The 13,036-nt window shown below is 42.0% G+C and carries 13 protein-coding genes; 11 read left to right on the top strand and 2 right to left on the bottom strand.

All coding sequences use genetic code 11. The annotated features are described in order from the left end of the window. The first annotated feature begins 10 nt into the window (after positions 1–10). Genes IGK63_RS12465 through IGK63_RS12455 form a run of 3 tightly spaced genes read left to right on the top strand, consistent with a single transcriptional unit; the run spans position 11 to position 2,723 of the window. Positions 11–820, top strand: coding sequence for an ABC transporter permease (locus IGK63_RS12465; protein ID WP_005234157.1), 810 nt, complete (start codon positions 11–13; stop codon positions 818–820). Further along, a complete protein-coding gene (locus tag IGK63_RS12460; RefSeq protein WP_005228535.1) occupies positions 817–1,653 on the top strand; it encodes an ABC transporter permease in 837 nt (278 codons plus the stop codon). Before IGK63_RS12465 ends, IGK63_RS12460 begins: the two co-directional genes overlap by 4 nt. Next, positions 1,650–2,723, top strand: coding sequence for an ABC transporter substrate-binding protein (locus tag IGK63_RS12455; protein WP_005234158.1), 1,074 nt, complete (start codon positions 1,650–1,652; stop codon positions 2,721–2,723). The genes IGK63_RS12460 and IGK63_RS12455 overlap by 4 nt, the downstream gene beginning before the upstream one ends. 140 nt (positions 2,724–2,863) lie before the next feature. On the opposite strand, the gene IGK63_RS12450 is transcribed toward IGK63_RS12455, so the two are convergent. After that, a complete protein-coding gene (locus tag IGK63_RS12450) occupies positions 2,864–3,310 on the bottom strand; it encodes a MerR family transcriptional regulator (protein ID WP_016612709.1) in 447 nt (148 codons plus the stop codon). 253 nt (positions 3,311–3,563) lie between these two features. Between IGK63_RS12450 and IGK63_RS12445 the strand changes: the two genes are divergently transcribed. The 6 genes from IGK63_RS12445 to IGK63_RS12420 all read left to right on the top strand — a co-directional run bounded on the left by IGK63_RS12445 (position 3,564) and on the right by IGK63_RS12420 (position 9,852). Then, the gene (locus IGK63_RS12445; protein WP_008380731.1) at positions 3,564–4,571 is read left to right on the top strand and encodes an aldo/keto reductase; all 1,008 of its coding nucleotides are present in this window, start codon (positions 3,564–3,566) and stop codon (positions 4,569–4,571) included. 171 nt (positions 4,572–4,742) lie between these two features. Next, complete coding sequence (locus IGK63_RS12440) at positions 4,743–5,036, top strand: zeta toxin family protein (RefSeq protein WP_275626536.1); 294 nt, start codon at positions 4,743–4,745, stop codon at positions 5,034–5,036. Next, complete coding sequence (locus IGK63_RS12435; RefSeq protein WP_016612707.1) at positions 5,029–5,196, top strand: hypothetical protein; 168 nt, start codon at positions 5,029–5,031, stop codon at positions 5,194–5,196. Before IGK63_RS12440 ends, IGK63_RS12435 begins: the two co-directional genes overlap by 8 nt. A 408-nt stretch (positions 5,197–5,604) precedes the next feature. Then, a complete protein-coding gene (locus IGK63_RS12430; RefSeq protein ID WP_016612706.1) occupies positions 5,605–7,371 on the top strand; it encodes a 1-deoxy-D-xylulose-5-phosphate synthase in 1,767 nt (588 codons plus the stop codon). A 289-nt stretch (positions 7,372–7,660) separates the two neighbouring features. Then, positions 7,661–8,839, top strand: coding sequence for an MFS transporter (locus IGK63_RS12425; protein WP_034872112.1), 1,179 nt, complete (start codon positions 7,661–7,663; stop codon positions 8,837–8,839). A 125-nt stretch (positions 8,840–8,964) separates the two neighbouring features. Continuing rightward, the gene (locus IGK63_RS12420) at positions 8,965–9,852 is read left to right on the top strand and encodes a MurR/RpiR family transcriptional regulator (protein WP_008380734.1); all 888 of its coding nucleotides are present in this window, start codon (positions 8,965–8,967) and stop codon (positions 9,850–9,852) included. Between the two features lie 35 nt (positions 9,853–9,887). Here IGK63_RS12420 and IGK63_RS12415 read toward each other — a convergent pair whose 3' ends face one another. Beyond that, a complete protein-coding gene (locus IGK63_RS12415) occupies positions 9,888–10,709 on the bottom strand; it encodes an MBL fold metallo-hydrolase (RefSeq protein WP_016612704.1) in 822 nt (273 codons plus the stop codon). A gap of 98 nt (positions 10,710–10,807) precedes the next feature. Between IGK63_RS12415 and IGK63_RS12410 the strand changes: the two genes are divergently transcribed. Together IGK63_RS12410 and IGK63_RS12405 are read left to right on the top strand one after the other, a co-directional pair. Beyond that, positions 10,808–10,963, top strand: coding sequence for a hypothetical protein (locus IGK63_RS12410; protein ID WP_008380736.1), 156 nt, complete (start codon positions 10,808–10,810; stop codon positions 10,961–10,963). 213 nt (positions 10,964–11,176) lie between these two features. Further along, positions 11,177–13,033 (top strand): beta-glucoside-specific PTS transporter subunit IIABC, encoded by a 1,857-nt coding sequence (locus IGK63_RS12405; RefSeq protein ID WP_016612702.1) that lies wholly within the window; start codon positions 11,177–11,179, stop codon positions 13,031–13,033. Positions 13,034–13,036 lie beyond the last annotated feature (3 nt).

Below are 13,036 nucleotides of genomic sequence, written 5' to 3'. Positions count from 1 at the left end.
GGGAAAGCTAATGACGAAAATGCGTCGTTTTTATGCGATACCCTATGTCTTTTGGTTATTGCTATTTGTTATTGCACCAGTCTTATTGATCATCTACCAATCTTTTTTTGATATGAACGGCAACTTTTCGCTGGTCAATTATCAAAGCTACTTAGGTTCGGGAAAATATTTGATCATGACCTTAAACTCGGTTTGGTATGCCTTTTTGATCACCTTGATTACCTTAGTGATCAGCTACCCGACAGCGTATTTCTTAACTAAGCTGCGCCACAAAGATTTGTGGCTGCTGTTGATCATCTTACCAACGTGGGTCAACTTATTGTTAAAAGCCTATGCGTTTATTGGGATTTTCGGCATTCATGGCAGTGTCAACAACTTCCTAGAAATCATGGGGGTTGGACCAAAGCAGATTTTGTTTACTGACTTCAGCTTTTTGACGGTTGCCGTCTATATCGAACTGCCCTTTATGATCATGCCGATTTTTAATGCCTTAGAAGAAATGAATCCCTCTTTGATCAGTGCCAGTCGCGATCTAGGGGCAAACAGCTATGATACTTTCCGACGAGTGATTTTCCCTCTTTCGTTAAACGGGGTAAAAAGCGGCGTCCAAGCCGTCTTCATTCCATCGCTCTCCCTCTTCATGTTGACCCGTTTGATTGGGGGCAATCGCGTGATCACGCTTGGTACGGCGATCGAGCAGCACTTTCTCGTTACCCAAAATTGGGGCATGGGTTCGACCATCGGCGTCATTTTGATCATCGCCATGTTCCTCGTGATGTTGTTTACGGGAGAAAAGAAAAAAGGAGGGCAACGTAAATGAAAAAATTTCGCTGGTCGAATCTTTATCTGATCGTCGTCTTTATTCTTTTGTACGTGCCGATCTTTTATTTGATTTTCTATTCCTTCAATGAAGGAGGCACCATGAATGCTTTTACGGGTTTCACTTTTGAACATTACCAATCCGTCTTTCAAGATACCCGCTTGATGATCATCGTGTTGAACACCTTTATGCTGGCATTTTTATCAGCATTACTGGCAACGATCATTGGCACATTTGGTGCGATGGGCATCTACTATACCCGCAAGCGCCGAACGAGAACGGCCTTGTTGAGTTTGAATAATATTTTGCTGGTTTCACCAGATGTCATCATTGGCGCCAGTTTCTTGATTTTCTTTACGATGATCGGCAACTTGTTCCGTGGGTTTAGCTTAGGCTTTTTCAGCGTGTTGCTTTCGCATATCGCCTTTAGTATCCCGATCGTGGTCTTGATGGTCTTGCCGAAATTGCAAGAGATGAACGATTCAATGATCGATGCTGCCCGTGATTTAGGCGCGAATAATTTTCAAGTCATTAAAAATATCATTTTGCCTTTCTTGACACCGGGCATCATCGCCGGCTATTTCATGGCCTTTACTTATTCACTTGATGATTTTGCCGTAACATTCTTTGTGACGGGCAATGGCTTTAGTACCTTATCAGTAGAGATCTATTCTAGAGCACGTCAAGGAATCAGTTTAGAAATCAATGCATTAAGCACACTTGTCTTCTTATTCTCCATGATTCTGGTGGTAGGCTATTACTTTATCAGTAAAGAAAACGGCGCGAAGAAATTACGTAAAAACCGCCGTGTGGAGGTGGCAAATCTGCGATGAAACGACTACAATCTCTGATTATCGGTATTGTTGCGATCGTCCTGATCTTGCTCTTTGGTGTCCGTGAATTGGAACGCACCTCTGGTATGGCAGGTGCTGAGGTCGTCAACATCTACAACTGGGGCGACTACATCGACCCTGATTTGATCAGTAAGTTTGAAGAAGAGACTGGCTACAAAGTCAATTATGAAACCTTTGACTCAAATGAAGCGATGTTCACGAAGATCCAACAAGGCGGTACGTCCTATGACATCGCCATACCGAGTGAATACATGATTGAGAAAATGATGGAACAAAATCTTTTAAAACCATTGGATCACAGCAAAATCAAAGGGCTAGACAATATCGACCCTCGCTTTTTAGACCTGAGTTTTGATCCGGGCAATCAATATTCGATCCCTTATTTCTGGGGAACACTGGGGATCGTCTATAACGATAAATTCTTTGATGAAGGTGAGATCACCCAATGGGACGATCTTTGGAAACCCGAATTAGCAAACAGCATCATGCTGATCGATGGCGCGCGTGAAGTAATGGGATTAGGTTTGGACAGCTTAGGCTATTCTCTAAACAGCAAAGACGATGATCAGTTGCAAGAGGCATTCAATAAGCTTCGGACCATGACCCCAAACATCAAAGCCATCGTCGCAGATGAAATCAAGATGTACATGGCCAATGAAGAAGCATCGGTTGCGGTCACATTTTCTGGGGAAGCAGCCGACATGATGTACGAAAATGAACACATTCATTATGTGATCCCTTCGGAAGGCTCCAACTTGTGGTTTGATAATATGGTCATTCCTAAGACCTCACAAAACGAAGCCGGCGCTTATGCCTTCTTGAACTTTATGCTGGAACCCGAGAATGCTGCACAAAACGCAGAGTACATCGGCTATTCCACACCTAACCAAGAAGCCATGGCCTTACTGCCAGACGAGATCACCGAAGACGAACAATTCTACCCATCCGATGAATTGATGGAACATCTCGAGGTCTATGAAAACTTAGGTGCTGAGTATCTTGGCATCTATAACGATTTGTTCTTGGAATTGAAGATGTATCGGAAATAAGCAAACTGCCATTAAGCAGGGAATGAATCCTGTTTAATGGCAGTTTTTTAGTAATGAATAGTCTATTTCAGCACTATACGAATATAATCATCAAAAAATTAAGTGTCTATTGATCCAAATCATTGGTAAAATATCTTCATTCAAGTTCTATTCCGCAATACTGCTTCCTCCTCCCAAGTTGCCGGATTCAATGGATCGTTAGAAGCTGTTTTCTGGTTGATGAGCTCTTGATAGGTATTGCTTTTCTTTTCTAAATAAGCGACTCGTTTTTGCGCTTCTGTAAGTTTAACGAGCGCTTTTTCTTTTTGCGATTGAATGATGTCGGCTCTTTCTTTGATCGTCGAATCGCCAAGGAGGCAAAGCGAAATATAATGCTTAATGGCTTCTAAAGACATGCCTGTTTCGCGCAAATTCTTGATACCAGTTAACCAATTGATGGAAGTCTGATTAAAAACCCGTCTATTGTTTTTGTCCCTGATCAAACTAGGAACCAAACCCATATCGGTATAATAGCGAATCGTGTGTTCAGACAATTCAGTGATCGTGGCTGCTTCTTTGATAGAGTAAATGTTGGTCACGCCTTTCATAATTTGCTGTAGTCAAGCAAGTCGTTTGAACGTATTAGTAAAAACTGTTGTAGATCATTTTCTTTTTATATCGCGTATTATAGCACAGATAATTTTGTGGAGAAAAGTAGCTTCCTATTTGAGAGCCTCAAAAAGACAAAAGGTGGAAGGAAAATGATTGTTAGAAACTCCTTGACTTCGAGTGACTCGAAGATGCTAAAGTTTAGCTAGCTTAGCGAGCACACAAAGTATCGATGGAGGAGGGAATTGTAATATGAAGAATAGAAAAATCAGAAGTTTAGCAGTTTCGCCAATCGGAATGGGGTGTATGGGGTTTTCTCACGGATATGGAAAGGTGCCAGAAGAAAAAGAGAGTATTGCATCTATTCGCAAAGCTTACGAATTTGGCTGTACATTTTTTGATACAGCAGAAGCTTATGGAAAAGAAATGTTTTATTCTGGACATAATGAGGAGTTGGTGGGTAAAGCACTGTCGCCTTTTCGAAACAAAGTTGTTCTTGCCACCAAGTATCATCTCGACGAAAAAGAAGTGAATGAAAGCACAACTCTTTACACAGCCATCCGTAACCATTTGGTTGCTTCAATGGAAAAACTGCGCACCGATTATATTGATCTCTATTATCTTCATCGAATCAATGAACAGATTTCTATAGAAGAAATAGCTGAGGTGATGGGACGATTGATCAAAGAAGGTATGATCAGAGAATGGGGACTCTCACAAGTTTCCGTGGAGACACTTGCTAAAGCACATGGGATTACCCCCGTTGGTGCTGTGCAAAATCTCTATTCAATGGTTGAGCGTGATTGTGAGCGAGAGATTTTCCCCTATTGCCTTGAGAACGAGATCGCCGTCGTTCCTTTTTCACCAATCGCTAGTGGGTTTTTATCTGGAAAAGTCACACCAGATACATCCTTTGAAGGGGATGATGTTCGCAAATTCGTCCCTCAGCTGGCTAAAGAAAACCTCGTAGCCAATCAACCGATTTTAAATATGCTAGCAGAAGTCGCTCAAGCAAAGCAGGCGACAAATGCCCAAATTTCATTGGCGTGGATGCTTCACAAGTACCCGAATGCAGTGCCGATTCCTGGATCAAAAAATCGAGGCAGGATTTTGGAAAATCTAGCTGCTTGGGATGTACAGCTTACAGATACCGAGTTTCAAGTAATTGAAAACCAATTGAATCAAATACCTGTATATGGCCATCGAGGACATGTCGAATCACAACAACAATCTTTCGGAAAACAGTGGGACAAACACTAAATTAAGAAAAAGTTGGAAAAGCAGACTGCATGACAAATGTAGTCTGTTTTTTTGCGTATAGTTCATTAACAGAAATTTTTGCCATCTTACTTCTCGCAATAAATGATTCTTGTTTCACCCACTAAAAAAGCTGATCAAAATATTGCGCGATGCTTAAAAAAGAATTATGATGTGCTTATCTATTATGTCTATCAAGATCCTTTTATTGCTTGGAATTATACGAAGCAACGTGAAAAAATAGAAGGACGCTTTGTTCCTAAAGAACATTTTATAAATGCTTTTTTTCAATCAAGATATAACTTGATTAAAATGAAGGAATTGTATAAAGAAAATGTGACCGTTAATATTTTTATAAAAGATTTTCAAAATCGCCATTCTCATACGTTGATGGCAGTTGACAATGTATCGTTCGCTTTGCCATTAACATACACAAAGGAAGAATTGGAGGAGAAGCTCAATGACTGAGAAAGAAAAAGTAGAAACAATCATGATAAAATATCATCGAAACTTCTCGATCATACAGAAAAAGGCAACGCCTAGCGAATTGAAAACAGTTTTAAACTTTGTTGCAGAAGAATCGAACCGTAAACAGCGAGTGCTTGTTGGCTTAGAGAAAGAAGAATAAGTGGTCAATGAAAAAATTTAGGTTTCTTAAGAATGACCATTGAACAAGTAAAATCCGAGATAAGAAGCAAGCGCTTCTTATCTTTTTTTTGTATCATTATGGCGGGCATGCAGTAAAGATAGGATCAAAATAGAATAAATTCACAAAAAGTGCTTGACCTAAAGTGAACTCTAGGTGGTATCTTTTTAGATAGAAGAAATGAGCAGCGATTGTTGAAACTCAAAAAATCACGATTTCCCTTTAGGATAACTTGCTATTTCTAGGTTTGACAGGAATTCTAAAAAGAGCGTCTAGCTCCGATGGCCACGTTTTTCATTCTAGAGAACGATCCACTCATTTCGATTTCGTGTCTTTTTCCTTGTGAGTAAACGCACGAATCATTCGAATATTTTTACAGGAGGTACGTACATGTTATTAGAAAAAATCAAAAGCCCCAAAGCGTTAAAAGAATTGACCAGTGGGCAACTTCAAGAACTGGTAGTAGAAGCACGAACTGCTTTATTGGAAAAAATCAGTCACCATGGGGGGCACAATGGCCCCAATCTGGGGATGGTTGAGATGACGATTGCGTTGCATAAAGTCTTTGATTCCCCCACAGATAAGCTGATTTTTGATGTGTCCCATCAGACCTATATCCATAAAATGTTGACGGGACGCGCCCATGCCTTTCTTGATGCTGCGCAGTATGATGCGGTTTCTGGTTACACGAATCCGAAAGAAAGCGAGCACGATCTCTTTACGGTCGGTCATACCTCCACGTCAGTTTCGTTGGCAAATGGTGTGGCGAAAGCCCGTGACCTAAAAAATGAAACGTATAACGTCGTTGCCGTGATTGGTGATGGTTCTCTATCAGGCGGGTTAGCGTTTGAAGGCTTGAACAATATCGTGGAATTAGGCACCAATACCATCGTGGTCCTCAACGACAATGACCAATCGATCGCAGAAAACCATGGGGGGATGTATCAGAATTTGCGAGTATTGCGGGAAACAAAGGGGCAAGCAGCAGACAATCTGTTCAAAGCGATTGGTTTTGAGTACCACTATTTGGATGAAGGAAATGACCTCGCTGCATTGATTGCTTTATTTGAAAAAGTGAAAGATGTTGATCATCCTGTTTTATTACACATTCATACGATCAAAGGCAAAGGCTTCAAGTTTGCGGAAGAAAATCGTGAAAAGTTTCATGCAGGCGGTCCCTTTCATTTAGAAACCGGCGAATATATTTCTACTGGCGGCAATCAAGTAACGTACAATAGCTTAACGACGGATTATTTATTAGAAAAAATGGCGTCAGATCCTAAAGTCGTGGCAGTAAACGCTGGTACACCGATGCTGCTTTTTTCTCCGGAACAAAGAGAAAAAGCAGGCAAACAATTTGTAGATGTAGGTATTGCAGAAGAACATGCGGTATCGATGGTTGCTGGGTTAGCAAAAAATGGAGCAAAACCTGTCTGGGCCGTTTTTTCTACCTTTATGCAACGTAGTTTTGATCAAATTTCCCATGATTTGGCCTTAAATCATCTGCCTGGAACGATTCTGGTATATGGTGCATCGATTCACGGCATGAATGACGAGAGCCATTTGGGAATTTTTGATATTCCATTTTTGGCACATATTCCCAACCTTATTTATCTTGCGCCAACCTCTAAAGAAGAATATCTGGCAATGTTGGATTGGTCGCTGGAACAAACCAACGCACCAGTTGCGATCCGGGTACCGGTTGGACCTGTCAACGAAATGGCAGTGACAGTCTCTACTGACTACAGTGATCAAAAAAATGAAGTGACTCAAGCTGGCACGCAGGTAGCCATCGTCGGTGTTGGGAACTTTTATGCGCTAGCGGAAGAGATCGCAGAACAATTGAAAATGCAACATGGAATTACGCCAACGGTGATCAATCCTAAGTTTATTTCAGGGGTCGACAAAGAGTTGTTGGATGCTGTGGCACGATCGCACAAACTCGTTGTCACGTTGGAAGATGGCATACGAGAGGGTGGCTATGGACAAATGATTGCCAGCTACCTGGGTGATCGTGAGATTGTCGTCAAAAACTATGGCTTAGAAAAGAAATTTTATGATAATTACCGGGCAGCGGACGTTTTATCTGAACTTGGTATCACCGTTGAGACAATTACGAAAGACGTTATGGAACAGTTAAAGCAATCAATTCACTAAAGCATTCTGAGTAGTTACAGTCGATTTATGAAAAGAAGGAAACCTTGCAGAAAACATACTGCAAGGTTTCTTTTTTTAGACAAACATAAATGAGTTCCAGCAATCGCCATAGAAACCTAGTAGAATACAGAAGACCAATGCTTTTCAAGCATAAAGCCCAAGCGCGTTAAGCATTGGTCAACGAGGACAATCTAGCGAATAATAAGGTAGTGAAAGGATCACTTTGTCATCTTGGACTATTGGGTTCAGAGACAAGGAAGAAAAGGTGTTTTTAAGGAAAGGGGTATTTATGAAATTTTTTTCTATGAAGTTGTTGGCACTGCTGTCGGTGGCAATGGTTGTCTATTCGGCACCGGCGATTTCTGCCAATGTCCCAGCGATTGCGGCAAGCTTTCCAGAAGTTGATGCGGTCTACATTGGGTTACTGACCACGATTCCATCATTGTTTCTTTTACTGGGGATTTTTACTACCAGCATGATCGAAAAAAGGATCGGCAAAAAATACACGATGGTCACCGGCTTGGTCATTGTGGCGGTTTTTGGCACGCTGCCGGCATGGTATCAGGGGAGCTTTCCCGTCTTGTTTCTTTCTCGAGGGATTCTTGGCTTCGGGATCGGCTTATTCAATCGTTTGGCGATTCAAATGATTAGTTTGCTGTTTCAAAATGAGCCGCAAAAGAAAGCCAAAGCTCTTGGATTAGAAAGTGCCGTCGGTGGTTTAGGTGGTATCTTTATGACTTTGCTGGTTGGGCAGCTAGTGAAAATCAGTTGGGAAATGTCCTTCTTGGTTTATGGCTTTGCCCTGATCAGTCTCTTCTTTGTCCAGCTGTTTATTCCAAACGAAACACAGGCTGTGACTAATGAGACGTTATTGGCGAACGTCACGGTTTCAAAAGAACGGAAACAGCGATCATTCGTTCTGGGTGTGCTCTTGTTTCTAATCGTTGTCTTATTTATTAATTACAATTTACAGATCACACCATTGTTATTGGAAAAAGGAATCGGGGACGCCACTGAAGGCAGTAACATGATTGCCGCCATTGCGACGGGAGCATTTATCGCCGGCAATGCCTTTGGCTTGATATACAGTCGCCTACATCGCTGGTTGCTGCCCATTGCGGCATTGCTTGCAGGAAGCAGCATCTATTTGACTTATCCATTGCAGACAGTGGGGCTACTCTTGGGTTGTTCTTTATTATTAGGCTTTGCCTTTCGCAGCATCATGCCTTTTTTCACCCACTTGCTGACGACTGGTGGTGAAGCAGAAGCTAAGTTTGGCACGATCGTCTCGATCGTTGCTTACAATTTAGGGGTCACGCTCGCACCCTATGCATCACGCTTGCTGATACTAGTCAGCGGCAATGAAACAGCAGGGATGCAGATGATCTTATCAGGGGGCATGCTATGTCTGATTGGTATGATCGCCCTTTTGGGAAATAAATTCTTTTTGTATTTTGAACGAGGGTAGGCATACGCTGGCGTGCTCCACGCTTTTCTGTCTTCAATTCATCACTTTCAGTGCTTTTAGATAGAAAGAAACGTGAATGAATGGGACGTGTAAAACTAACAGCAGCAATCAGAAAGGAGAACCAGATGTATCTTTTTCAAAAAATTGAAGAAGCAGCGTTTAAACAAAATGATGCAAGAAGGACGATCGGTGATTTTTTACTAGGCAATCGGGAAAAAGTCAGTGAGTATACTATGGAAGAAATCGCAAAACTGACCCATACCTCAAAGCCGACGTTAGTCCGTTTTGCAAAATATTTTGGCTTTTCCGGTTGGAAAGAATTTGTGTATGCCTTCGTGCATGAACTGGCACACTTTGATGATGGCTCAGCAACGATCGATGTGAATATCCCTTTTGGTGAGGCGGCAGACACATTAGAAATCATTGAAAACTTGGCGAACTTGCGCATGCAGACGATTAAAGAAACAGCGGCACTTATGACGGTAAAAGACCTGAATCAAGCCGCTCGACTCATCAATGGCGCTCAAAACGTTGTCATCTATGGGCGTAGTCCAAATTCGTATTTCGGGCAGCTGTTTAAACGCAACTTAAACACGATTCATAAAAAAGCCTTTGTTGCGGATACGGACGAAGCGGGCTTGATTTCCCAAACGCTGACCCCGCAGGATTGTGCCATTCTTATCTCTTATTCTGGCAATAATTCAGAGACCTATCCTATGAAAAATGTGAAAACATTGCTGAAAAATGGTGTGCCAATTATCAGTCTTACGAGTGGTGGGGACAACTATTTGCGGGACTATTCGACGATCGTCTTGACGATTGCTAGCCGAGAAAAACTATATTCTAAAATCGGAAATTTTTCCACAGAAGAATCGATTCAATTCCTTTTGACGGTTTTGTTTGCTCAGATTTTTTCCCTCGATTATCAGGAGAATATCCAAATGAAAATCAGCAACGCTCGTTATTTAGAAACGAGTCGAAGAACGACGTTTAAAGAGATGGCAGAAGAATAAAAGGACCACACCAAAAACGGTGTGGTCCTTTTTCCCTATTCTAAATTGTTGGAAGTGGTTGATTTCAATTCGATCGGCTCACCGGCAGCAACTAGACGAATCCGTTTCGGATTGACGATCCGATCGTACAAAGCTTCAGGGTCCCCATTAAAAGCATCGATATGCGGAGCATCCACTGTTCCCCAATGGGAGAGGATCAATTCAGCATGAGGATAGGTATTTGCCAGTTTCACGGCGTTCTCAAAGCCGATATGCCAAGCGTTGTCGTTAAAGTCAAATAAGATCGCATCTGGTTGAGGCATCTCTAATTGTTCTGGTAAAAGACGAGAATCGCCAGGAATCCACAAGGAACCATCCGGAGTATCGATCCAAAAGCCGCAATAGTCCTCAATTTGGAAGACACGGTCAAATTTTGTCGTCTCATTTTGCCAAAGGTGATACGCCTTTGTTAAAGAAATCTCCAAATTTTTAACGGTGAATGAATCATAGATTTCGTGACCTTGGGCAGCAACTTGAAAGTGCTCTTGCATAAGTTCGGCAACATATTTGGGTCCATGGAAGCTATCGGTAATCGGGACTAATTTTTCAATCGTCGGAATGCCGTAGTGATCATTATCTGAATGGGTGATCAATACCGCATCTAAGTGAGGGACTGCCGTCGGTTTGATTGGCAGATCGATCAGTAACGGCAGGTCAAATCCTTCTAAGACCGGATCGACCATGATACATGTACCACGGCTGTTTAGAAGAATACCGGAGTTTCCTAACCAGCGAATGATCGTTTGATCTGTTTTTTGAAAAGCTTCTTCATGAAAGAAAATCGTTTTTGGGGGTATTGCTTGTTTCGCGTTTGTCATGTTTCTTCGTTCCCTTCGCCTGTTTTTTATAAATCCAACCCAGAATAGCCGTTCATAACAGGCTAGACCAAATCGTTGATTCAGTAAGGATTGCTTCAATGGTTGGGGGAAGAAGCAGTGGTTTGATCCGTTGTTGCGGGATCATCGGGGCGCTCTTTTTCGGTTGGTGGGTCCATTACGTTGAAAAAGCCTATTATGATCGCGATAAATCAAAAGTAACACAATCATCTAGTAAATTATATCATTGTTTCTAGTGGCTTCGTCAAGGCGATGTTTGGTCTTTTAATGGAATGGATTTCGAAAAAAGAGCGGTTTTTAATGAAAAGATGAAATCCATTTCGTCTTTAGGAAAATATATTGGAAACGCTCTCTATAAATGGTACATTGCTGGCAGAAAGAACAGTATGTTATACCGGTAAGCACATACAACATAGATTTTCTTTGAAATTTATTTAGGGGTGGAATGTATGAGTGAAAATTATCAATCATTAGCAAAAAAAATCGTCCAGTATCTGGGGGGACAAGAAAATATCACGGATGCCTATCACTGTCAAACCCGATTGCGCTTTAAAGTCAATGAAGATAAGCGTATAGATCAAGGAGAACTAGAGGCGCTCGATGGGGTTGCCAAATACATCAATAACGCAGGGGTACATCAAGTCGTGATCGGAACACATGTCAAAGATGTCTATGAAGAAGTCACAAAATTGGTTTCGCTTCAATCATCAGGGGCGTCGGAACCTGGGGAGAAAAAAGGACCAGCAGCTGCAGTGATCGATTTTGTGGCAGGAACGTTTCAACCAATTATTCCCGCACTGTCCGGTGCCGGAATGGTTAAGGCAGTTTTGGCTTTATTGATCGTTTTTGATGTGATCACGGCTGATTCGCAAACCTATTACATGCTGAATCTTTTTGCAGATGGTGTTTTCTTCTTCTTACCAATGATCCTGGCCTTCACTGTGGCACAAAAATTGCGATGCAATCCGATTTTAGCGGCTTCAGTGGCTGCTATGATGATGCATCCTAATTGGGGTGCCTTGGTCACAGCAGGCGAACCCGTTCACTTTTTTGGGGTTATTCCTTTTACATTAGCAAATTATACGGGATCAGTCATTCCGATCCTGATCGTGATTTTTTTCCAATCCTATGTCGAAAAGTTTTTGAACAAAGTGATTCCAAAATCAGTGGAGCTGGTTTTTGTTCCGATGCTAACATTCTTGATAATGGGTACATTAGCCTTCTCGCTATTTGGACCGATCGGTAGTATCTTGGGTGGTTATTTGGCAACTTTCTTTACCTTCTTAAGTGTCCATGCTAGCTGGGTTCCAGCGGTTTTGATTGGGGGCTTTTTGCCAATCATGGTGATGTTTGGATTGCACAATGGGATTGCTCCTTTAGGGGTGATGCAAATGGCAGAACTTGGGTATGACAGTATTTTTGGTCCAGGGGCATTGGTCTCAAACATTGCTCAAGCAACCGCAGTAGCAGTTGTCGCATTGCGTACGAAAGAGAAAAAAACTAAGCAGTTGGCGGTATCAGGGGCAATCACTGCCTACATGGGGATTACCGAACCCGCTTTATATGGCATCAATTTACCCAAAAAATATCCGTTGGTTGCGGCAATGATTGGTGGGGCTTCTGGTGGTTTGTATGCTGGCTTGACCAATACGCATCGCTTTGCGACCGGTTCGTCTGGTCTCCCAGCAATCTTACTATATATCGGTGATGATACGATGCGCTATTTTTGGAACATCATTATCGCATTGGTGATTGCAGCTGTGGTGAGTGGGGCCGTTACCTATGTCTTAAGTTTCAAATATGAAACAAAAGTGACAATTGATGTTCCGGAGATGAAAGCAGTAGTACTAGAAGATACCGGCTTGATCAATCCTGTACCGGGAATCGTGATTCCGTTGAATCAAGTCAAAGATGACGCATTTGCTTCTGAAGCACTCGGAAAAGGATTTGCGGTCGATGAACCCATCGGTGAAGTCATTGCGCCTTTTGATGGAAAAGTCGCTGCTGTTTTTCCTACCAAACACGCGATTGGCTTGGTTTCAGACACCGGAATCGAATTGTTGATCCATGTCGGTTTAGACACAGTGGAACTAAATGGTCAGTATTTTGATGCTTTAGTAGAAGCAGAGCAAAAAGTTACAAAAGGGCAGCGATTGCTGACGTTTGATGTACCGCAGATAAAAGCTGCAGGATATGTCACACAAGTACCGATCATCGTTACCAATACACCACAATATACCGCAGTCGAACGTGTGAAAGAAGGTTTGGTAGCTAAAGAAGAGGAAGTACTTGTGGTCAAAGTTTAGGAG

The organism is Enterococcus sp. AZ040, from assembly GCF_050499185.1.
Classification (GTDB): domain Bacteria; phylum Bacillota; class Bacilli; order Lactobacillales; family Enterococcaceae; genus Enterococcus_D; species Enterococcus_D entomosocium.
This window is presented reverse-complemented; position numbering and strand designations above follow the sequence as displayed.

Coding starts and splice junctions, on each gene's coding strand:
- IGK63_RS12410 (WP_008380736.1), top strand. CDS start 10,808: ATGGTTGGGGGAAGAAGCAGTGGTTTGATCCGTTGTTGCGGGATCATC.
- IGK63_RS12465 (WP_005234157.1), top strand. CDS start 11: ATGACGAAAATGCGTCGTTTTTATGCGATACCCTATGTCTTTTGGTTA.
- IGK63_RS12405 (WP_016612702.1), top strand. CDS start 11,177: ATGAGTGAAAATTATCAATCATTAGCAAAAAAAATCGTCCAGTATCTG.
- IGK63_RS12420 (WP_008380734.1), top strand. CDS start 8,965: ATGTATCTTTTTCAAAAAATTGAAGAAGCAGCGTTTAAACAAAATGAT.
- IGK63_RS12415 (WP_016612704.1), bottom strand. CDS start 10,709: ATGACAAACGCGAAACAAGCAATACCCCCAAAAACGATTTTCTTTCAT.
- IGK63_RS12455 (WP_005234158.1), top strand. CDS start 1,650: ATGAAACGACTACAATCTCTGATTATCGGTATTGTTGCGATCGTCCTG.
- IGK63_RS12460 (WP_005228535.1), top strand. CDS start 817: ATGAAAAAATTTCGCTGGTCGAATCTTTATCTGATCGTCGTCTTTATT.
- IGK63_RS12435 (WP_016612707.1), top strand. CDS start 5,029: ATGACTGAGAAAGAAAAAGTAGAAACAATCATGATAAAATATCATCGA.
- IGK63_RS12425 (WP_034872112.1), top strand. CDS start 7,661: ATGAAATTTTTTTCTATGAAGTTGTTGGCACTGCTGTCGGTGGCAATG.
- IGK63_RS12450 (WP_016612709.1), bottom strand. CDS start 3,310: ATGAAAGGCGTGACCAACATTTACTCTATCAAAGAAGCAGCCACGATC.
- IGK63_RS12445 (WP_008380731.1), top strand. CDS start 3,564: ATGAAGAATAGAAAAATCAGAAGTTTAGCAGTTTCGCCAATCGGAATG.
- IGK63_RS12430 (WP_016612706.1), top strand. CDS start 5,605: ATGTTATTAGAAAAAATCAAAAGCCCCAAAGCGTTAAAAGAATTGACC.